This window comes from Polaribacter sp. Q13 (genome assembly GCF_016858305.2).
GTDB lineage: Bacteria > Bacteroidota > Bacteroidia > Flavobacteriales > Flavobacteriaceae > Polaribacter.
In genome coordinates, this window is sequence record NZ_CP074436.1 from 2,669,430 (window position 1) to 2,691,565 (window position 22,136).

At 30.0% G+C, this 22,136-nt stretch carries 19 protein-coding genes; 10 read left to right on the forward strand and 9 right to left on the reverse strand.

The window, feature by feature from the left end; all coding sequences use genetic code 11:
* The first annotated feature begins 134 nt into the window (after positions 1–134).
* Positions 135–410 (forward strand): DUF3817 domain-containing protein, encoded by a 276-nt coding sequence (locus JOP69_RS11045; protein WP_203392650.1) that lies wholly within the window; start codon positions 135–137, stop codon positions 408–410.
* Positions 411–536: 126 nt separating this feature from the next.
* On the opposite strand, the gene moaD is transcribed toward JOP69_RS11045, so the two are convergent.
* Positions 537–779, reverse strand: coding sequence for a molybdopterin converting factor subunit 1 (moaD, locus tag JOP69_RS11050; RefSeq protein WP_203392651.1), 243 nt, complete (start codon positions 777–779; stop codon positions 537–539).
* A 12-nt stretch (positions 780–791) separates the two neighbouring features.
* Positions 792–3,248, reverse strand: a complete 2,457-nt coding sequence (locus tag JOP69_RS11055) for a DUF5686 and carboxypeptidase regulatory-like domain-containing protein (RefSeq protein WP_203392652.1) — start codon at positions 3,246–3,248, stop codon at positions 792–794.
* A 220-nt stretch (positions 3,249–3,468) separates the two neighbouring features.
* Between JOP69_RS11055 and JOP69_RS11060 the strand changes: the two genes are divergently transcribed.
* The 6 genes from JOP69_RS11060 to JOP69_RS11085 all read left to right on the forward strand — a co-directional run bounded on the left by JOP69_RS11060 (position 3,469) and on the right by JOP69_RS11085 (position 15,223).
* On the forward strand, positions 3,469–5,757 hold the full coding sequence (locus JOP69_RS11060) for an NADP-dependent malic enzyme (RefSeq protein WP_203392653.1): 2,289 nt from the start codon (positions 3,469–3,471) through the stop codon (positions 5,755–5,757).
* A gap of 196 nt (positions 5,758–5,953) precedes the next feature.
* On the forward strand, positions 5,954–6,535 hold the full coding sequence (gene ruvA / locus JOP69_RS11065) for a Holliday junction branch migration protein RuvA (RefSeq protein WP_203392654.1): 582 nt from the start codon (positions 5,954–5,956) through the stop codon (positions 6,533–6,535).
* 5 nt (positions 6,536–6,540) lie between these two features.
* Positions 6,541–13,689: a cell surface protein SprA gene (gene sprA / locus JOP69_RS11070; RefSeq protein WP_203392655.1), complete on the forward strand. Its 7,149-nt coding sequence runs from the start codon at positions 6,541–6,543 to the stop codon at positions 13,687–13,689.
* A gap of 26 nt (positions 13,690–13,715) precedes the next feature.
* Positions 13,716–14,096 (forward strand): glycine cleavage system protein GcvH, encoded by a 381-nt coding sequence (gene gcvH / locus JOP69_RS11075; protein ID WP_203392656.1) that lies wholly within the window; start codon positions 13,716–13,718, stop codon positions 14,094–14,096.
* 58 nt (positions 14,097–14,154) lie between these two features.
* Complete coding sequence (locus tag JOP69_RS11080; protein ID WP_249986640.1) at positions 14,155–14,445, forward strand: VanZ family protein; 291 nt, start codon at positions 14,155–14,157, stop codon at positions 14,443–14,445.
* Between the two features lie 58 nt (positions 14,446–14,503).
* Positions 14,504–15,223: an energy transducer TonB gene (locus JOP69_RS11085; protein WP_203392658.1), complete on the forward strand. Its 720-nt coding sequence runs from the start codon at positions 14,504–14,506 to the stop codon at positions 15,221–15,223.
* Positions 15,224–15,799: 576 nt separating this feature from the next.
* Here JOP69_RS11085 and JOP69_RS11090 read toward each other — a convergent pair.
* Positions 15,800–16,150: a toxin-antitoxin system YwqK family antitoxin gene (locus JOP69_RS11090; protein ID WP_203392659.1), complete on the reverse strand. Its 351-nt coding sequence runs from the start codon at positions 16,148–16,150 to the stop codon at positions 15,800–15,802.
* Between the two features lie 144 nt (positions 16,151–16,294).
* Between JOP69_RS11090 and JOP69_RS11095 the strand changes: the two genes are divergently transcribed.
* The 3 genes from JOP69_RS11095 to JOP69_RS11105 all read left to right on the forward strand — a co-directional run bounded on the left by JOP69_RS11095 (position 16,295) and on the right by JOP69_RS11105 (position 17,792).
* On the forward strand, positions 16,295–16,495 hold the full coding sequence (locus tag JOP69_RS11095) for a dodecin family protein (protein ID WP_203392660.1): 201 nt from the start codon (positions 16,295–16,297) through the stop codon (positions 16,493–16,495).
* 75 nt (positions 16,496–16,570) lie between these two features.
* Positions 16,571–16,927 (forward strand): DUF1304 domain-containing protein, encoded by a 357-nt coding sequence (locus JOP69_RS11100; RefSeq protein WP_203392661.1) that lies wholly within the window; start codon positions 16,571–16,573, stop codon positions 16,925–16,927.
* A gap of 64 nt (positions 16,928–16,991) precedes the next feature.
* The gene (locus JOP69_RS11105; RefSeq protein WP_203392662.1) at positions 16,992–17,792 is read left to right on the forward strand and encodes a mechanosensitive ion channel family protein; all 801 of its coding nucleotides are present in this window, start codon (positions 16,992–16,994) and stop codon (positions 17,790–17,792) included.
* Here JOP69_RS11105 and tsaB read toward each other — a convergent pair.
* The 6 genes from tsaB to JOP69_RS11135 form a co-directional block, all read right to left on the reverse strand.
* On the reverse strand, positions 17,782–18,468 hold the full coding sequence (tsaB, locus tag JOP69_RS11110; protein ID WP_203392663.1) for a tRNA (adenosine(37)-N6)-threonylcarbamoyltransferase complex dimerization subunit type 1 TsaB: 687 nt from the start codon (positions 18,466–18,468) through the stop codon (positions 17,782–17,784). The genes JOP69_RS11105 and tsaB overlap by 11 nt on opposite strands.
* Positions 18,469–18,553: 85 nt before the next feature.
* On the reverse strand, positions 18,554–19,885 hold the full coding sequence (locus JOP69_RS11115; RefSeq protein ID WP_203392664.1) for a TolC family protein: 1,332 nt from the start codon (positions 19,883–19,885) through the stop codon (positions 18,554–18,556).
* A 125-nt stretch (positions 19,886–20,010) separates the two neighbouring features.
* The gene (locus tag JOP69_RS11120) at positions 20,011–20,232 is read right to left on the reverse strand and encodes a hypothetical protein (protein WP_203392665.1); all 222 of its coding nucleotides are present in this window, start codon (positions 20,230–20,232) and stop codon (positions 20,011–20,013) included.
* A complete protein-coding gene (locus JOP69_RS11125; RefSeq protein WP_203392666.1) occupies positions 20,225–20,764 on the reverse strand; it encodes a DUF420 domain-containing protein in 540 nt (179 codons plus the stop codon). The genes JOP69_RS11120 and JOP69_RS11125 overlap by 8 nt, the downstream gene beginning before the upstream one ends.
* On the reverse strand, positions 20,757–21,458 hold the full coding sequence (locus JOP69_RS11130) for an SCO family protein (protein ID WP_203392667.1): 702 nt from the start codon (positions 21,456–21,458) through the stop codon (positions 20,757–20,759). Before JOP69_RS11130 ends, JOP69_RS11125 begins: the two co-directional genes overlap by 8 nt.
* 8 nt (positions 21,459–21,466) lie before the next feature.
* On the reverse strand, positions 21,467–22,120 hold the full coding sequence (locus JOP69_RS11135) for a hypothetical protein (protein WP_203392668.1): 654 nt from the start codon (positions 22,118–22,120) through the stop codon (positions 21,467–21,469).
* Between the last annotated feature and the right edge of the window lie 16 nt (positions 22,121–22,136).

Genomic DNA, 22,136 nt, shown 5'->3' on the forward strand with positions numbered 1-22,136 from the left:
TTTGCATTTGTGAAAATCTGATCAAGATTTTCACTAATTGAAACTAAATTAATCGCAAAGTTTATAAAGGAAATAAAATTTTCTGTGAACCTCTGTAGAACACGCTGTTTACTTCAGTGAAACAACCTCTTAAAATGAAAAATATCTTTAGAATTGTAAGTATCCTAGAAGGAATCTCTTACCTATTATTATTACTGATAGCAACACCAATTAAATATTTACAAGGTGATGATACTTATGTAAAAATGTTGGGAATGCCTCATGGAATTCTTTTTATGCTATATGTAGTTTTGGCCTTTATGCTTAAAAAAGAAATGAATTGGAATAATAAATCTTTTGGATTTGTTTTACTTGCTTCTATCTTACCTTTTGGTACTTTTTATATTGATAAGAAGTATTTTCAAAAATAGATTGTTGGTTGTTACGCTGAGATTAGCTGAGAAAACACAGAGATTCACAGAGTTTTTTTTATAAACGGATAACACAAGAGTATTTCTTCCCTTTGGGAAGATTAAGATGGGCTTTTGATGGACTTTTTACCCTCCGCTTACCGGAGGAATCACAGCAACAACATCATCCTCTTTTAAAACCAATTCATCTGCTGCATAACTTTCGTTGACTGCAATTGCATAAGAATCGATGTTTTTTAACTGAGGATATTTTTCTTTCAGAAAATTCTTAAAACCTTGAACTGTTTCTATTTTAGGTAGCTCTAAATTTAAAGCCGAAGTTTCTACTAAATCTGTGGTAATCCCGAAAAAAAGTACTTGAATTTTCATATTCCAAAAATATTAAAACAAACTTAATCTAAACAACAAACCGTTGTTTTTAACTCCTGCATGAAAAGATTTTACATAATCTACTCTTAAAAAACGCCATTTACCAAAACCTATATTATCGATACCTACAGAATATTCTGTATATGGTTTTTTATTTGCCATAACTAAGGTTTTTGCCCCTCCAACTAAATGGAAGTTCAATTTATTTAATAATGGAATTTTCCCTAAAACGGCTCCTTTAAAATTATGTTCAATATGAGCTTCTGCATATTTATCATTGGTATAAAACTTATAATACTCTAATAAACCAAAACTATTTAGCTCGCCATCTAAAGGAAAAATTAATTGGTTTCCATTAGCTTGTAAATAATCCATAAAAGCAATGTTTTTCTTTTTTAGAAACATGCCTCCTCTTAAGTAATAAGTTAGGTTCCCATAATTTCCGGCATTAATATCTTGTTTTAAATTTGCTGTAAATACATCTGAATTTAATTCAGCATTAGAAGCACCAAACCGTTTTGTATACTTAATATTTAAGGATGGATATTTCTCATTCCCAATATTTTCTTTTCTATCGGGATAAGACAAGTATTTTTGTCCAAAAACAAAAGTAGCACCTACTTTTAATGTGGCAATTTCATTTTCTTCAAACACATCAATTACCTCTGATGGATTGTTAGAAGTATAACCTCCATTATGACCTTGCTTTGCAAAAGAATAATCGGTAGTATTAAAAAGTGGTTTTCTATTTGCGTATTCTAATGATGATGATAGGTAAATTCCATTTTTAATTTCTTCTGAATAACTGATTTTCCCAAAAGTTTTATCATAAATTTTTAAATAATTTAACCTTCTTATCAAAGAGCTAATGGTGTTATTTATTTTCATTATTGGCTCTCTGTCATTAAATTGAGTTGCTGCAACCCCTCCTGAAATCGTCATTCTTGGCCTCGAAATATTATTCCAATTTTTAGTAAAAAAGAAAGTTGGTCTTAAGCGTTTATCAGAAAAACCATAATTTGCTTTTACACCTGCATTCCACCATTTCCCAATTTCATTTTGCTCTTTAAAATAGCTAAAACCTAAAGAAGCATTAAAACCTTGTACTGTATTATAATTAAAATCCTTTATTAGTCCGTTGTAAGAAACAGCCCATTTTTCGTAAGAATTTCTATGTGTATGGCCCATTATGGGCGAAAGTAAATTAAACCTATTTTGCTTCTTATTTACAGAATCTAAATATTTTTTAGATTTTCTAACAAGTTTTAAACTGTCTTTAAATTTATAATCTGTAGTTTCTTCTAATGTTAATGGAACGGGTCTTAAACTGTTCCAATACACGGTGTCTTTTTCTGTAGCTTCTTTTTCAAACCTTAATACTTCATTGGTAAAAGTATCTTCATTATAAGTAGGGTTAAAATTATAATCGGAATATCCAGATGAAAAACGTCCATCAAACTTAAAACCAAAAGCATCTACTTTAAAATCTATACTCTGACTTATTAATACCCAAGCATTATTTACTGCGGAATAATTATAGTTTTGTTTTAAATGTAAAACATCTACCATTGGTATGTTTACTTGCGCACCCGTTACGGAAACATCTGTACCATAAATAGCCCAATCATCTTCTACAATATATAAATATCCATTAAAAACACGATCATTTTTTCGTTTAGGAATTAGTTTTATTTTATTAATGAGTTTGCCGTTTTTATTATAAAAAGACCCTACTAATTTATATTTATAATAACTAAAAGCATTGGTAGAAATTGGCGAAATTAAATCATTACCAAAGGTTACACTATTATTATAAAAATTGATATTTGCATCTTCTGCCCTGTTAAAACTGATACCATTATCTGTTCCGCTTACTTTAGAGGCAATAATTTTTTCTTTAAACTTTTTTGGTTTTTTCTGAAAATGAATTTCAGAAACAGTTTCAGAAAGATATATAATTCCGCTTCTTGTAGAATCTAAACCTCCGCCAAAATCTCCCAAATTTTGGCCTAAAAACTTTTCTGGAGCATCCTTAATTTTATACAAACCTCTAGAGTAAAATTTAGCAGTATATTTTGCATACTTGTCTGTATTCTTCTCTTTATTGGCAATAACATTTCTAATAATTCTGTTTGCAGGATTGTCTTTTGTAGAAATAGAAATTTCCGCTAACTGAACATCTTCCTGCTCTAATTGAACATTTAACTCAAAAGGAAAAGAAGTAATATTGACTTTCTTTTTTACGGTTTTATAACCCAAAAATTGAAAAACGATTATATGCTTTCCTTTTTTGTTGATATTTAAAACATAATCTCCATTATCATTAGAAGTTGTACCGGTAACTGTTTTATTTAAATATACACTTACAAATGACAAAGGATTCTTTTTTGTATCTGTAATTCTCCCTTTTACTTGTGATAAAACAGAAAATGAAACTAATAAAAACAGATATAAAGTAGTTTTTTTCATACTTAAGCTCAATTAATAGTCACAAACATAAACTTTATGAAACAAGTAATTCAATAAAATTTGTTAAACAAGCAATATCAGCTGCCTAATTTAAAGGTTCTTAAAAAACAAAAGATGCTATAATACCAAAAACATATCTTATCAAAAGAAAGAAAAATAAGTTTTCTCTTCCGCTGAAAATCATATATTTGTAAGCTTAAACAAGTAAAGAATTATTATCATGAGCGATTCTAGAAAAAGACACGAAGCTTTATTATATCACGCAAAGCCAAAACCAGGTAAGATAGAAGTAGTACCTACTAAAAAATATGCTACTCAGCGAGATTTAGGATTGGCATATTCTCCTGGAGTTGCCGAACCTTGTTTAGAAATTGAAAAAGATAAAAACAACGCATATAAGTATACTTCTAAAGGAAATTTAGTAGCCGTAATATCTAACGGAACAGCCGTTTTAGGGTTAGGAAATATTGGTCCGGATGCTTCTAAACCAGTAATGGAAGGAAAAGCTTTATTATTTAAAATATTTGCTGATATTGATGTTTTTGATATTGAAGTAGATGCAACAGATGTAGAACTTTTTATACAAACCGTAAAAGCAATTGCACCCACTTTTGGTGGAATAAACTTAGAAGACATTAAAGCTCCTGAAGCTTTTGAAATTGAAAGACGTTTAAAGGAAGAATTAGACATCCCAGTAATGCACGATGACCAGCATGGAACCGCTATTATTTCTGCTGCGGCCTTAAAAAATGCAATTGACATTACAAATAAAAAGATTAGTGAAGTAAAAATTGTTGTAAATGGAGCTGGAGCTGCTGCTATTTCTTGTACACTTTTGTATTTAAAACTTGGTGTAAAGAAAGAAAACGTTGTTATGTGCGACAGTAAAGGGGTTATTAGAAGAGATAGAGACAACCTAACTTCACAAAAAGCAGAATTTGCAACAGATAGAGATTTAAACACTTTAGATGAAGCTATGCATAATGCTGATGTATTTATAGGTTTATCTAAAGGAAATGTAGTTTCTCCAGAGATGCTTTTATCCATGGCAAAAGACCCTATTGTTTTTGCGATGGCAAACCCAGTTGCTGAAATAGATTACGATGTAGCCGTTGCTACAAGAAAGGATATTATTATGGCTACAGGAAGATCTGATCATCCTAACCAAGTAAATAATGTGCTTGGATTTCCATTTATTTTTAGAGGTGCTTTAGATGTGAGAGCTACTAAAATTAATGAAGAAATGAAAATGGCTGCTGTGCATGCTTTAGCCGATTTAGCTAAAAAATCTGTACCAGAACAAGTAAATATTGTGTACGATGAAGTAAGTTTAGCTTACGGAAGAGAATACATTATTCCTAAACCATTTGATCCAAGATTAATTTATGAAATTCCACCAGCGATTGCAAAAGCTGCTATGGATTCTGGTGTTGCTTTACAACCTATTGAAGATTGGGATAAATATAGAGAAGAGTTAATGGAACGTTCTGGTTCTGGTAATAAAGAAATTAGACTTTTACATAACAGAGCAAAAAGCAATAGAAAACGTATTGTGTTTGCAGAAGCAGACCATTTAGATGTTTTAAAAGCGGCACAAAGAGTGCATGACGAAAAAATTGGTAAGCCTATATTATTAGGAAGAAAAGAAGTTATCTTAGCTTTAAAAGCAGAAATAGGCTTTACTGCAAATGTGCCAATTATAGACCCAAAAACAGATGAAGAAACAGAACGTAGAGAACGTTTTGGAGATATTTACTGGAAAAATAGACGTCGTAAAGGACGTACATTATCTGAAGCAAAAAAATTAATGCGAGAGCGTAATTATTTTGCCGCTATGATGGTAAATGAAGGTGAAGCAGATGCGTTAATTACAGGATATTCTAGACCTTACCCAACCGTTTTAAAACCAATCTTAGAACTTATAGAGAAAGACAAAGGAATTACCAAAATTGCTGCAACGAACATTATGCTAACTAAACAAGGCCCGTTATTTTTAGCAGACACTACGATAAACGTAAACCCGAATGCAAAGGAGTTGGTAAAAATTTCTCAAATGACAGGGAATTTTGTAAAAATGTTTGGCATGAAGCCAAATATGGCAATGGTTTCTTTTTCTAACTTTGGATCTTCAAATTCTGAAACTTCAAAGAAAATTAGTGAAGCTGTTTCTTACTTACATCGTCATTTTCCAGACACTATTATCGATGGAGAATTACAAGCAGATTTTGCTCTAAACCCAGAAATGCTGGCAAAAGAGTTTCCATTTTCAAAACTAAATGGTAAAAAAGTAAATGTTTTAATTTTTCCGAATTTAGAGGCTGCCAACATCACCTATAAATTAATGAAACAATTAAACCATGCAGAATCTATTGGTCCAATCATTTTAGGATTAAGTAAACCTGTACATATTTTACAGCTAGGTTGTAGTGTAGATGAAATGGTTAATATGGCTGCTTTGGCTGCTGTAGATGCTCAAGAAAAAGAAAAAAGAAGTAAAATACAAGAGTAGAGACTTAGAATAGGTGTAGAATTAAGAAACAAGACTAAAAAGAGAATAAAGGATAGCGAAAAACAATAACATCATTATTTGTCTATCATTTATTCTCTAATATTTGTTTTTTTTATTTATCATTTATAAAATTTAAATTGCTCACACAACAAACCTAAAATAAATTCTTACTTTAGGCGCTTAGAAAAAGAACGATATGATTACACAAATTAGAGGAAGATTGGTAGAAAAAAATCCAACAGAAGTAGTTGTAGATTGCAATGGAGTTGGGTATTTATTACATATTTCTTTAAATACTTTCTCTAGTTTACCAGATGATGAGGCCGTTGTTTTATATACACATTTATCTATAAGAGAAGACGCGCACACTCTTTTTGGCTTTATTACTAAAACAGAAAGAGAAGTTTTTAAATTATTAATTTCCGTTTCTGGTGTTGGACCAAGTATTGCACGAACAATGTTATCATCCATGACCTCAGAGGAAATACAACATGCAATTGCATCCGAAAATATACCATTAATACAATCTGTAAAAGGAATTGGTCTAAAAACTGCACAAAGAGTAATTGTAGATTTAAAGGATAAAATTTTAAAAACCTTTAATATTGATGAAGTTTCTTCCTTTACAAGCAATACCAATAAAGATGAAGCGTTATCTGCTTTAGAAGTTTTAGGTTTTAATAAAAAACAATCCGAGAAAGTTATCGCTACGATTTTAAAAGAAAACGCAGAAGCTTCTGTAGAAAATTTAATAAAACTAGCCTTAAAAAATTTATAATAATTTTGAGAGATTTTTTAAAAAAAGTATTTTTATTTATTGTTTTTGCTATCACAGCAAACATATCTTTATATGCCCAGACAAATAAAAACACAGATTCAATTACCGTAAAAAACGATACTCTTAAATTAAGGTATAACTTTAAAAAAGAGCAAACTGGTGGTTTGTTTCTAGACTATCTAGCAGAAAAAGAAATTATCTTTGATAAAGAATTAAACAAGTTTGTAATTTTTGAGAAAATAGGCGATTATTATACCAAAACGCCCATTTATCTTACGCAAAGAGAATACGCAGATTATCGATTAAAAAGAGATATGACGCAGTATTACAAGGACAAAGTAAGCGCCACAAACTCTAAAAAAAAGGGCTCTGAAGAAGCTCAAAAAGACCTACTACCAACATACTACGTAAAATCTGGTTTATTTAAATCTATTTTTGGCGGAAACGAAATTAAAGTAACACCTACAGGAAGTCTAAATTTAAAGTTAGGTTTTATTTATCAAAATACAGAAAACCCACAATTATCCGAAGAAAACAGAAGTAGTTTTACATTCGATTTTGATCAACAAATTAATGCAAGTATTCGTGCACAAGTAGGTACACGTTTAGATTTCACTGCAAATTATGATACCCAAGCTTCTTTCGATTTTCAGAATTTAGTAAAAATTGCGTACGAACCTACAGAAGATGATATTTTACAAGGAATAGAAGCTGGTAATATTTCTATGCCAATTAAAAACTCTTTAATAAATGGTGCTCAAAGTTTATTTGGTGTAAAAACACAATTAAAATTTGGGAATACCAATATTACTGCTGTTTTTTCTCAACAAAACTCAGAAAGTAAAACAGTTGTTGCCGAAGGAGGAGCATCTATACAGGAATTTCAATTAAAAGCAACGGATTACGATAATGATCGTCACTTTTTCTTATCACAATATTTTATAGACAATTATGCTAACTCGCTTAAAAATTATCCATTAATTAATAGTCAAATTAATATTACCAGAGTAGAAGTTTGGATAACCAATAGAAACGCAAGTACGGAAGATTATAGAAGTATTGTGGCCTTAGCAGATATTGGAGAGTCTGACACAAATGTTTTGGTAAATCAAACAGGAGAAGTACAACCAACAAATCCGCCAATAACAACTGGTGGAAATATACCTACAAACGAATCTAATAATTTATCTAATTTACTTACTACAAACAGTGGTATTAGAAATATTTCTACCGTAAATAGCACCTTACAAACTTATAATATGAGTGAAGGTACAGACTATTCTATGTTAGAAAATGCAAGAAGGCTAAACACAAGTGAATTTACTTTAAATTCTCAATTAGGTTTTATTTCTTTAAATAGTAGATTAAATGACGGAGAAGTTTTAGCCGTTGCTTATGAATATACAATTGCAGGTGGAGTTACAGGTAGTACAAAAACTTCTTTTAAAGTTGGTGAATTTTCTAATGATGGAATTCAATCTCCACAAAATTTAGCTGTAAAATTATTACGAAGTGAGATTTTAAAAACAAATCGTAAGAATGTAAATACAGGAGAAGTTGAATCTTTTCCAACATGGCGTTTAATGATGAAAAACGTGTATGCTTTAGGTGCATTTCCATTATCTCAAGATGGTTTCTATTTTGAAATTCAATATAGAGATGATCAAACAGGAATTTCTTCTAATGTATTACAAAACTCAAATACAGTTGGTATTCCTAATTTACCATTAATACAAGTTTTTAAATTAGACCAATTAGACCAGAGTCAGTACAGATCTCCAGATGGATATTTTGATTATGTAGAAGGAATTACCGTTAATTCTCAATACGGATTTGTCTTTTTTCCAGAACCAGAACCTTTTGGTAATGATTTAGTACAAAAAAACGCTAATGATATCGGTTTAAATGAAACTGTAGATAACAATTATTTATTTAAAGAATTATATTTAAACACTAAAACAAATATTAAAAACAACTTCCAAAATAAAGATAAGTACTACTTAAAAGGATATTTTAAATCAGAAAATTCTGGCGGAATTCCTATTGGCGCTTTTAATGTACCTAGAGGTTCTGTTAGAGTAACCGCAGGTGGTAGGCAATTAGTAGAAGGTGTAGATTATGTAGTAGATTATCAATTGGGGCGTGTACAAATTTTAGATACTGGTTTGCAAGCTTCTGGCACACCTATTAGTGTTTCTACAGAAAATAACGCTGTATTTAATCAACAACGTAAAACTTTTATGGGAATTGATGTTGAACATAAATTTTCGGATAAATTTATTGTTGGGGCAACTATTTTAAATGTTAATGAAAAACCTATTACACCAAAAGTAAATTTTGGTTCGGACCCAATAAACAACACTATGTTTGGGGTAAATGTAGATTACACCACAGAAGTACCCTATTTTACAAAATTAGCCAATAAATTACCTTTTGTAGATACAGATGTTCCTTCTAACTTATCCGTTAGAGCAGACATGGCATACTTACTTCCTGGAACGCCAAGCGGTATAGATGTTGCGGGTGCAGCAACTTCTTATATAGATGATTTTGAAGCATCTCAAATACCTATTAGCATTTTATCTCCATTAGATTGGCACGAAGCGAGTACACCTAGATACTTTCCAGGTTTTTATGGAGATCAAGAAGATTTATCTTACAATTATCAAAGAGGAAAATTAGCTTGGTATTATGTAGATCAAATTTTTTATGGAGCTGGAGACACACCTGCAAACATAAATGCAGAAGAACTCTCTAGAGCAGAAACAAGACAAATTAATTATAGAGAATTATTCCCAAATATTCAATTAGATATTACTCAGAACTCTTTAATAAGAACCTTAGATTTAGCCTATTATCCTTCAGAAAGAGGTTCTTATAATTTTGATACAGGAACCAATGTAAAAACGGATGGAACTTTCTCTGACCCACAAAATAGATGGGCAGGAGTTATGAGAGCCTTAACTACCAACAATTTTGACCAAGCAAATGTTGAGTATATGCAGTTTTGGGTAATGGACCCTTATGAAAATTATTCTATTACTAATGAAGAAGGTTTACCAAACGGATTAACACCTGATAATGTTATGACAAACAACAATCTTCAAGTTGGAGATTTATACATAAATTTAGGTAATGTTTCTGAAGACATCTTAAAAGATAGTCGAAAAATGTATGAAAATGGTTTACCAGAAACTGGTGGAGATATTAATACGGCCACTACAACATGGGGTAAAATACCTACAAACCCATCTATTATTTACGCTTTTGACGAAAATGATGACTCAAGAACTAACCAAGATCTAGGTTTTGACGGATTAAATGATACCGAGGAATTTTCTAAATACAGTACAGCACTTCCAAATTTCAGTAAATTAAACCCTAATGATCCTGCTTCAGACAATTTTCAATATTTTAGAGGTAGCACATTAGATGCTAGCAATGCTTCTGTACTTACTAGATATAAAAACTACAACAATACACAAGGAAATTCACCAACTTTAAATCAATCTACAGAAAGCTACCCAACATCTTCAACATCATATCCAGATGTAGAAGACATTAATAAAGATCAAACCATGAATACCGTAGAAAGTTACTACGAGTATAAAGTTTCTATGAATAGAAATGATTTGGCAATTGGTAAAAATTATATTGTTGATAAAAAAATAACAGAGGTCACTTTAGAGAACGGCGCTAAACAACAAACAACATGGTACCAATTTAGAGTTCCCTTAAGAGGAGGAACGCCAATAAATGGTATTTCAGATTTTAATAGTATCCGTTTTGTAAGAATGTTTTTAACCAATTTCAAAATACCTGTAGTACTTCGTTTTGGAGAATTAGATTTGGTCCGTGGAGATTGGAGACGTTACACAAAGACTTTAGATGAAAATATAACCACACCAATAGATCTAGACGAAAACGAACTAAAAGATTTTGAAGTTGGTGTAGTAAGTATAGAACAGAATGAAGGAAGCTACATACAGCCTCCAGGAATAGAAAGAGAGCGTTTACAAGGTAGCACCAGTGTACAATTGCAAAATGAACAGTCTGTTACCTTAAAAGTAAACAACTTAGCCGCAAATAAAACCAGAGCAATTTATAAAAACATTAGTATAGATTTAAGGCGATTTAAAAATTTAAAAATGTTTATGCACCTTCAAAAAAATGAAGGAGCACTTGCTATTAATGATGATGATTTTTCTGCTATTATAAGATTAGGTACAGATTTAAATGATAACTTTTATCAAATAGAAGTACCTTTAAAAGTTTCGAAAAACGGTACATCTGCATTAGATCTTTGGCCAGAAGCAAATAATTTAGATGCATTTCTAGAAACTTTTGGCTTGGTAAAATTAGAACGAGACAGAATTGGTGTTCCAATTACAGATATATATACGTCTACAGAACAGGATGCAGCTATACCTTATACCATTTCTGTAAAAGGGAATCCAACATTAGCAGAATTAAAAACCATTGTATTAGGTGTAAAAAACAAAACAACATCTCCTATAAGTGGTGAAGTTTGGTTTAATGAATTACGTTCTTCTGGCTTTGATAATGATGGTGGTTGGGCCGCTGTTCTTAATGCGGATGCAAATTTTGCAGATGTAGCAAATGTATCTTTATCTGGTAGTATGTCTACCGTTGGTTTTGGTAATGTAGAAGACAGAGTAGGCCAACGTAGTTTAGATGAAACTAAACAATATGATGTAGCTACTACTGTAAATTTAGGAAAAGTTTTAACACCTAAAAAATGGGGAATTCAATTGCCAATGAGCTATAGTATTGGTGAGCTTTATATAGACCCTAAATACGATCCTCAGTTTCAAGATATAGAATTAGCAGATGCTTTGGGTGAAAATGAAAACAGTGAGTTTTCTAGAGATTACACAAAAAGAACAAGTATCAGTTTTACAAATGTTAAAAAGAACAGAAATCCAAATTCTACAAAAAAACCTAAATTTTACGATGTAGAAAATTTAGCTGTTTCTTATGCCCACAACAAAGAGTTTCAAAGAAACTACAACATTAAAAAACGTATTAATGAAAGCGTAAGAGCTTCTGCTTCCTACAATTTTAGTTTCGATTCTAAACCAATTGAGCCTTTTAAAAAGAATGATTCTCTTTTTAGAAGCAAATATTGGCAACTTATAAAAGATTTTAATTTTAATCCTATTCCTAAAACCTTAGCAATTAACTCTAGTATCAATAGAAATTATAATGAACAGCAGTCTAGAAACCTTGTAGCAGGACTATCTCCTCAACCAGAATTAAAACAACGTAGATTTTTGTTTGATTGGGATTATACCGTTGGTTTTGATTTAACAAAATCATTGCAATTAAACTTTAATGCAACCAATAGTTATATTTATGACACCTTTAATAATAATGATGAAATTCAGGTATTTGACGATTTCTTTAATACAGGAAGAGCCAACCACTATCATCAAAAATTAAATGCTACCTATAATTTACCAATCGATAAAATTCCGTTTTTAAAATTTATAAAAGCAGATTACGCCTACACAGCAGATTTTGATTGGCAAGCGGCACCACAAAACACCATTGATATTAATGAGGTTGATGTCCCTTCTGTAAACTTAATAGGAAATACTATACAGAATGCAAATACTCACAATTTAAATTCTACTATTAATTTTGATGCTTTTTACAAAGGACTTGGTTTCGAAAAATTACTTTTAACCAAAAGTCAACGTAAATCTGCTAAAGGAGCAAAAGGCTTAAAGGGATCTAGTTTACCTAGAACCCCTGGAAGAGTAAATCAAAAGAAAAAATTATCTATTGGTAAAAAGATTCTAAAAGGAACTTATGATGTCTTAACATCTGTAAAACAAGGAAAAATTAGTTATTCGGAAAACAACGGACAATTATTACCAGGTTATACTGAAGATGTTGGCTTTTTAGGAGGAGCACCAACCTCATTTGCTTTTGGTAGTCAAGTAGATATTAGAAATAAAGCATTAGAAAATGGTTGGTTAGTAACACCTAGAGATTCCGATGCAGAATATTACAATAAAACCTATAGTAAAACACACTACAATAAATTAGATTATACGTTTACATTAAAACCTTTTAAGGACTTAAATATTGATGTTAGAGGAAATAAAATTCAAACTAGAGATTTATCGCAACAACTAGATGTTATAAATAACGGAAGTGAATTTGGAGAAATAAACACAAATATCGCTGCATTTGAAACAGGAAACTTTAGTACAAGTTACTCTATGTTATCTACTGCATTTACGGATGGAGATGTTTTATTTCAAAACTTAAGAAACTATAGAAGTATCATTTCTGATAGATTAGCTAGAGAAAACGGAGTTCCCGGAAGTGGTTTTGGTACCAATAGTCAGCAAGTATTATTACCTGCTTTTATAGCTGCATATTCCGGTAAAAGTCCAGATAAAGTAAACACAGGATTATTTAGAAACATCCCTATTCCTAATTGGACATTACGTTACAATGGTTTAATGAAGTTTAAATTTTTTAAGAAAAACTTTAGCAATTTTGTAGTTTCACACGGTTATAAATCTTCTTACACTGTATCTAGTTTTACAAACAACCTACAGTATGACAGCAATAATCCTTACGCCAATATAAATGTAGCTAATAATTATGAACCAGAATTATTAGTAGCAGCTGTTACTTTGGTAGATGAATTTTCTCCTCTAATTAAATTAGACATGAAAATGAGAAACTCTTTCTCTTTAAGAGGAGAAGTAAAAAGTGACAGAACACTTACCATGAATTTTAACAATAGTACATTAACCGATATTTCTGGTACAGAATATATATTTGGATTGGGGTACGTTTTTGAAGACGTTAAATTTAGTACTCGTTTTACAGGAAAAAAACAAACTCTAAAAGGAGACATCAACTTAAGAGCAGATGTATCTTTAAGAGATAATTTAACACAAATTAGATCTGTAGATCAAGATAATGATCAAATTAGTGGTGGTCAAAAACTTTTTTCTATTAAATTTACGGCAGATTATAGATTAAGCAATAGTTTAACAGCATCGTTCTATTACAATCATCAAACATCTAAATATGCAATCTCTACCACTTTTCCAAGACAATCGATTAATGGAGGGTTTAATATTATTTATAACTTAGGAGGAAATTAAAAAAATAAACATAAAATTATAAAAAAATGAATTTACCATCAGAATTAAAATATACTAAAGACCACGAGTGGATTAAAATTGAAGGCGATGTAGCAACAGTAGGTATTACCGAATTTGCACAAGGAGAGCTAGGAGACATCGTTTATGTAGACGTAGACACTTTAGATGATACTGTAGAAGAAGGAGAAGTTTTTGGCTCTGTAGAAGCTGTTAAAACGGTTTCAGATTTATTTATGCCTTTAACAGGTGAAGTAATAGAATTTAATGAAGAGTTAGAAGATGAACCAGAACTTGTAAATTCTGATCCTTACGGCAAAGGTTGGATGATTAAAATTAAAATATCAGATAGTTCTCAAATAAACAATCTATTAGATGCAGCAGCGTATAAAGAGCTTATTGAAGGATAATTTTTTTATCATTGCAATACTAATAACAATTACAATTGCTTATTTAAGTTTGATGAAAATGCCTAAAGTAGAGCCAAATATCAATAATATTGATAAAATGTATCACTTAACAGCGTATTTTACACTTTCTATATGTTGGTTATTTTCTTTTTATAGAAAACCAGCTCTAAAATACGTTATTGTAATTTGTTGCATTCTTTTTGGCATACTTATTGAAGTACTGCAACAAACATTAACTGTATATAGAACAGGAGACTACAAAGATGCAATAGCAAATACACTTGGAGTTCTCTTAGGATTAATTGTTTTTAATCAAATATTAAAAAAAAATACAGTTAATTCACACTAAGACTTGTATATAAACCAATAATTTAATTAAATTAGCGAACTATTAAAAACTCTTTACAATGGAAATTAAGAAAAACCCAAAATCAAACTTAGAAAATTACAGTAAAATTTTTATGCAAATAGGTTTGGTTCTAGCACTATTTATAACACTAATAGCTATAGAACATAAAACATTCGATAAAGTTATTGGAGACCTCGGTACAGTGAACATGAGTGCTGAAATGGAAGAAGAAACTGTAATTACTGAAAGAGTAGAACAAGTTAAACCAAAAACGCCACCACCACCAGCTCCAGAAAAAATAGAAATTGTAGAAGATGAAAAAGAAGTAGAAGAGACTGTAATTGAATCTACAGAAACAGATGAAACAGAAGCTGTAGAAGTAGAAGAAATTGTAGAAGTGGAGGAAATAGAAGAAGTTGTAGAAGATGTAAGTTTCATGATTATTGAAGATGTACCTGTATTTCCTGGATGTAAAGGAAGTAAAGCAGAATTAAAAGCATGTTTTAGTAAAATGGTTCAAAAACACTTTTCAAGAAAATTTGATGCAAATTTACCAAACGAATTAGGATTATCTGCAGGTAGAAAAAGAGTATTTATCGGTTTTAAAATTGATAAAAACGGAAACATTGTTGATGTTAATGCAAGAGCTCCACACCCAAAAATTAAAAGTGAAGTAATTAAAGTAATGAAACAATTACCTAAAATGAAACCAGGTAGACAAAGAGGTAAGCCAGTAGGTGTAAAATATAGTATTCCTTTTACTTTAATTGTAGAGTAATTCTTAAATACAATGCATAAAAAAACGTTTAGAGACTAGTCTCTAAACGTTTTTTTATGCATTTAAGTTTTATAGTGAATAACCATTCTTCTATACATATCCTAAACAAGCTTTCCTTCCTGAAAAAATTAAAGTTAATCAAGTCTTATAACTATATTATAAATAGCACCATCAAACTACCTTAAAATAGCTTTATCTCAAATAAAAAAAAGGTTGTTAGCATAATATGATTATAAATACTCAAACATTGTCATAACAGAATACCAAATGTACTTTAATATGATTGTCAATATATTGGAGTTACTTTTTCTTAATACGAAATAGAAAACAGAACCATATCTTTAACTCTTGTTCCGTTTTACATTAAAATATGAAGGTAAAAGAAACAAAACTAATCAATCCTTTTAATGTTTATTTGGTATAAGATAAATAACAAATTATCAAACCAGTAAGGATTACCTCAAGTTATAAATTTAGCTTTATAAAATCTCGGAAGTTCTGTAATGTAGAAAAATAATAAGACATAAAAAAACTCCAAAAAATATTTTTTTGGAGTTTAAATAATTTCAATAAAATTTATTTATTAGATGCCAATTTAGCTTCATGTTTCCATAAATTTACGCTAACAATTGCATTGTTATCATAACTAATTTCTTTTAAAGACTCGTTATTCCAAACAAACCACTTTCCTACTTTTTTACCATCCTCATACTTCGCTATTTGAGTTTTATTTCCTTCCTTATCAAAACGAGTCCACTCACCTGTTAATTTTTTATCCTTAAAATACCCTTCAGTACTTATTGAACCATCTTCATAATAATAGGTTGCTTTTACCAAATTTCCTTCAGCAGTATAAGTTGGTTGTTTATCTTGAGAATATCCTATTGCTGCAACACAAAGGATTATAAGTGTTAGTATTTTTTTCATGATATTAAATTTAAAGGTTTACATTACAGATACAAATATAGTAAATATATTACAATTTATAAACATTTTGGTAACATTAATTTAACATTGGACTTTCTAATGAATATTTGATACCTTTACTCTTATTAATTAAAAATCAACATTATGGCAGTTATGAAAGTTATTGAAGTATTAGCAAATTCTGAAAAAAGTTGGGAAGAAGCTACTAGAAAAGCAGTAAAGCAAGCTTCTAAATCTGTAAAAAACATTAGATCTGTATTTGTACAATCGCAAAGTGCAGTTGTAAATGGTGACGATGTTACTGAATTTAGAGTAAATTTAAAAATTACCTTTGAAGTAAACTAAAATATAAAAACTAACTACTTAAAAGCGATTTAAATTAAAGTTAAATCGCTTTTTTTCAATTATAAAAAATACTCTATGAATATTTTACAAATCATATTTATTAGTTTAGTAGCAATAATCCACATTTATATTGTCTATTTAGAAATGGTAATTTGGACTTCAAAAAAGGCAATGAAGGCTTTTGGAATAAAAAACAAAGAGTTAGCAGAAGAAACAAAAGTAATGGCTGCAAACCAAGGTTTATATAACGGTTTTTTAGCTGCAGGATTACTCTGGTCTATGTTTATGGTAAAAACTGACATGGCAATTTTCTTTTTGTCTTGTGTTGCTATTGCCGGACTTTATGGAGCCTATTCTACAAAAATAATTAGAATACTGTACATACAAACCATACCAGCAGCTCTAGGTATTATTTCTATTTTATTATCATAGATAATTCTTTCATAAATACCTAAGAAACCTTTATTTTTGCAGTTAATTATTATTAAAAATAAAAATGGAAAAATATCTTACAAATTTAAAAGGATTAGTAATTGAATATACCCCTAAAATTTTAGTTGCATTAGCAATTCTAATTATTGGTTTAATAGTTATAAAACTAATTGTTAAAGCTTCTAGAAAAGCAATGGAAAAGGGTGGCATAGATGTTACACTTCAAAAGTTTTTAGGAAACTTAATTGGTTGGGGACTAAAAATATTATTAATTATAGCTGTTATATCTAAACTAGGTGTAGAAACAACTTCTTTTGCAGCAATTTTAGCAGCGGCAGGTTTGGCTGTTGGTTTAGCATTACAAGGATCTCTTGCCAACTTTGCAGGTGGCGTTTTAATAATGGTTTTTAAACCTTTTAAACTTGGCGACTTAGTAGAAGCACAAGGTGAAGTTGGTGTTGTAAAAGAAATTGAAATCTTTACTACAAAACTTACAGGTTTATCTAACAAAGAAATAATAATTCCGAATGGTATTTTATCTAATGGAAATATTGTTAATTATTCTACAGAAGGTACAAGACGTGTAGACTTAACCATTGGTGTTTCTTATGATGCTGATATTAAGAAAACAAAAGAAGTATTAATGAATGTATTAACTTCTCATCCTAAAATTTTAAAAGATCCAGCTCCTGGAGTTACAGTATCTGAGTTAGCAGATAGTTCTGTTAATTTTGCAGTAAGACCTTGGTGTAAAACCGCAGATTACTGGACCGTGTATTTCGATGTAACGGAAAATGTAAAATTAGCACTTGATAAAGCAGGAATCGAGATTCCTTACCCTCACCAAGTAAACCTTAAAAAGTAGGTTTCTTTTTCTTTTCAGGAATAACAACAAAATCTTTTAAATAAAAAGGTTCAAAATAAGCGACATCTTCGATGTCGTTTTTTTTGTACTTAATAAATGATAATTCTGCCATTTCTTTTGCAGATGGAAAAATAGCATCTACAAACACAGCATTTTTATGGGTAATTACTTCTTTACACTTATGAGCTCCATCACCTAAAAAAGTAACGATACCCGCTCCTAAATAATCAGAAAAAGAGTTTTCATCTATTATCTCAGCCTTAATATCTCTAATCTGCTCATAATTTTCATTAAAAACAGCAGCATATACTTCCATTCTTCTTGCATCTAGCATAGGCACAATAATACCTTTATCAATAGAAATTGCATGAGCCAGAGATTCTAAGGTTTTTATAGAAATTAATGGCTTGTCAAAGGCAAAACAAAGTCCTTTTGCGGCAGAAACACCAATTCTTAACCCAGTATAAGAACCCGGACCTTTACTAACCGCTACAGCGTCTATTTCTTTAGAAGTTAAATTTACTTCTTTTAAAACCTCTAAAATAAAAGGGTGTAAAACTTCTGCATGAGAATAATTACCATTATTCAATTCTTTTAATGCGATAACTTTGCCGTCTTTTGCTATGCTTACAGAGCAGTTCTTAGTTGCGGTCTCTAGGTTTAGGATAATTGCCAACTTCTATATTTTTATGCAAATATAAGTTATAGAAAAAAGAAAACCTCGCAAATTTGCAAGGCTTCATTAGTAATCTTTATTTTATTTATTCTAAAATTAGTTCTCCAGAATAGAATTGCAATACTTTCGTTTTAAAAACATAATCGTATTTAGAACGAATCATTGCTCCTTCTGCATTTACTAAACGTGTTCTAACTAAATCAAAATCGAATAACGTCATTACACCATAATTATACCTTTCTTGTGCATTTTTAAAAGCTTCTTGCTGCGCTGTTAAAGAAATTCTTGCTGCTTGGTAGGCTTTTAAAGATGATTTTACATCTAAAAAGGCTTGCTCTATAGTTTGTTTTAAATTTAGTTTTTCACTTTCTAATCTAGTTTCAAAAATTTCTTTATTAATTTTTGATCTTTTTACATTAGCATCGGTTTTAAAACCATTAAAAATTGGAATATTAATATTAAAACCTAGTCCGTAACCAAGATTACCGTCTAATTGATCTAAAAAATCTCCTGTAGGGAAACCGGTTGGCTTTATAATATAACTATAGTTTGTATTAGCAAAAATAGAACTTGTAACGGTAGGTAAATAATTGCTTTTACTAATTTCTATGTCTAAAGTTGCATTATCAATAGCTAATTCTGCTCTTTGAATTTCTGGCATTTTGGTTAGTGACTTTTCATACACAGAGTTTGAGTTCTTATATAATAAGTCTGCAGATGGTAAGTCTACATTTACTGGAGCAACATCAAAATTATTAGAAGGCACTTGCAATAATTGTGCTAAATTTAAGATTGCTAAATCTAGCGCATTCTCTTGTGTAATAACACTTTGCAAATCATTTGCAGCTGTAGATTTAAAATTTAACAATTCACCTTTAGCTATTGTCCCAGCCTCAAACCTATCTTTTGCAGCTTGTATTTGTTTCTTACTTATAGCAGCTTGAACTTTAGATACCTCTAAATTTTCTTTTGCGAAAAGAACATTCAAATAACCATTTACAACAAACAAAGAAACATCGTTCTCTATCTTTTGTAAATCTAATTTACTTGTTTCTATCCCTAATTTAGCTTGCTTATATAAGTTTAGGTTTCTAAATCCATTAAAAACAGTTATTCCTGCATTTAAACCTACATTACCCCCAAAAAATGTGGTACTTGCAGATCTGTTATTTGTTACAGGATCAAAGTTAGAACCTGCGGAAAGATTACCTCCTGTACTTGCACTAACAGATGGTAAAAAATTACCTCTAGAGCTCTTTAAATCTGTCTTAGCAATATCTAAACTTAATTTATTCTGTTGAATAGAAATGTTTTTATTTAAAGCTTGATCTACACATTCTTTAAGTGTCCACTTTTTTTGTGAAAAAGAAACAATAGTGGTTAAAAGTGCAACAAATAGGATAAGTTTAGTTTTCAAAATACAATATTTTTTGGTTGATATCATTTATATTCTTTACACCAAAAAAGAATATATTTCTTTTGATGTTTAAATAAGACGACTAAAAGTAAAATTTGTTACAAAATATACCTCATATATAAATGTTAAATTTTTGCTTGCTTTTTATATCTATAAATAACAAAAAACAAAACACCTACTAAAAGGTATGGAAACACCATTAAATAGGTTATTCCATTATTAACACCTTCTGCCATAGAAACATCGCCAGTTTCTACAACAGCCTTACACATGGCACATTGAGAAAATGAAAGTTTTGATGCAAAAACCATCAACAAAAAAAATACTAAAGCTCTTTTTTTATACATAATAAGGAGATATCATTAAATAAACTACAACACCGGTAATAGCAACATATAGCCACAAAGGAAATGTAAATTTAGCTATTTTTTTATGTTGAGGAAAATTACCTAGTTTTGCTCTCATAAACGTTGTTAACACAAATGGTATTACCACTATTGATAAAACAATATGAGTTATAAGGATAAAGTAATACACATATTTTATGACACCTTCTCCACCAAATTTAGTAGAATCTGATGTCATGTGATACGCAATATAAAGTAATAAGAAAATAAGAGAACATGCTATTGCAAACGTATTAAGTTGTGCGTGTAGCTTTCTATTTCCTTTTTTAATTGCAACTACTGCGGCTATTAAAGTAATTGCTGTTAATCCATTTATAGTTGCATAAATTGGAGGTAAAAAAGTTAAAGGCGCTACATTAATACCTAAATCTTGTAATTTAATACCGAATAAAGCTGCAACAGCAATTGGAATTACAATAGATAACCCTGTAATTATTTTCTTGTATTTTTTTTCTTGTGCTAAATTACTCATTCAACAATATTTTAATATCTTCTTTTAATTCTTTTATTTGATCTGAAAAACCTGATTCTGTTAGAGCTCTATAATACATAATAGGATTTCCATATTCATCTTTTCTAGATCTAATGTTTCCTTCTTTATCCACCAAAGCAAACAAACCAGAGTGTTCAAAACCACCATGTTCTTTACCGCCTTTACCTGCAAATAATTTAAATCCTTTATTAGCCAAGGCATACACTATAGTATCATTTTCACCTGTTAATAAGTGCCAGTTTTTATGTGTAATACTATTATCTAATGCATATTTTTTTAAAATCTCTGGTGTATCAATATCTGGAGTAATAGAAAAAGAGGCTATTCCAAAATCTGAATTTGAAGAAAATTCATCTTGAATAGTTACCATTTTTTTATTCATTAAAGGACAAATAGTAGGACATGTAGAAAAGAAAAATTCTACAACATAAACTTTACCAGCATAATCTTTATTGGTAATTGTAAGTCCATTTTGATCTGTAAACCCAAAATCTGGGACTTTATTAAATGTATACAACCCTTTTGTAGTGGCCGTATTTTTATCAACCTTATTCAAGCTACTATCTTGAACAAGATCATTGTCATTAATTCTTCTATCAATGTTTCTAACCACATAAATTCCGAATAAAAGAATGATAAATGAAATACCTATATAAGAATATTTTTTTTTCATAACCCTGCTTATTTTCTGTCTGCTTTATTCTTGTTTTTATCTTTAAATGCTGTATAATACTCATAAAAAAGCACCAAAACATCATCTTTTAATTTAGCGTTTAACTCAGAAACAGAATTCATATTGTACCCAAAAAGTTTTCCGTCTTTACTATCTTGATCACTAATTCTACCTCTTAAATCACCCTTTTTATCAATCAAAAACACCTTAGAAGTATAAAGATTCGTCAAAGTATTGGTAGAGTTAAAACTTGAATGTAGTGCTACTATTTCTTCTTTAGAACCTGCTATAAATTTCCATTTTACCATATCGGTAAAAGCACTAATTTCTTTTTTTATTTGTTTAGCATCGCTTTCTTTTCCCTTAGGATAAATAGCAATCATTTGAAATTTATTATACTCTATAAACTTTTTATAAATTTTTTCATTTAAATTAAAGAAACCTCCTTTTTCTGCCTGTACATCATTCCCTAAAAAACAGACGATACTTGTATGTCCCTTAAATGTATTTATAGAGTCTAAGGTAGAAATATCAACCACATTTTTTGTAACAACAGGTAATTTAGTAAAGTTATTTTTTCCGGTTGATAAAATTAAAAAACAGATTAAAGGAAAAATAAATAGTAAAAATAATACCACTCTTTTTTTAGTAAGTTTCATCATTGTTATAAGTTAACCG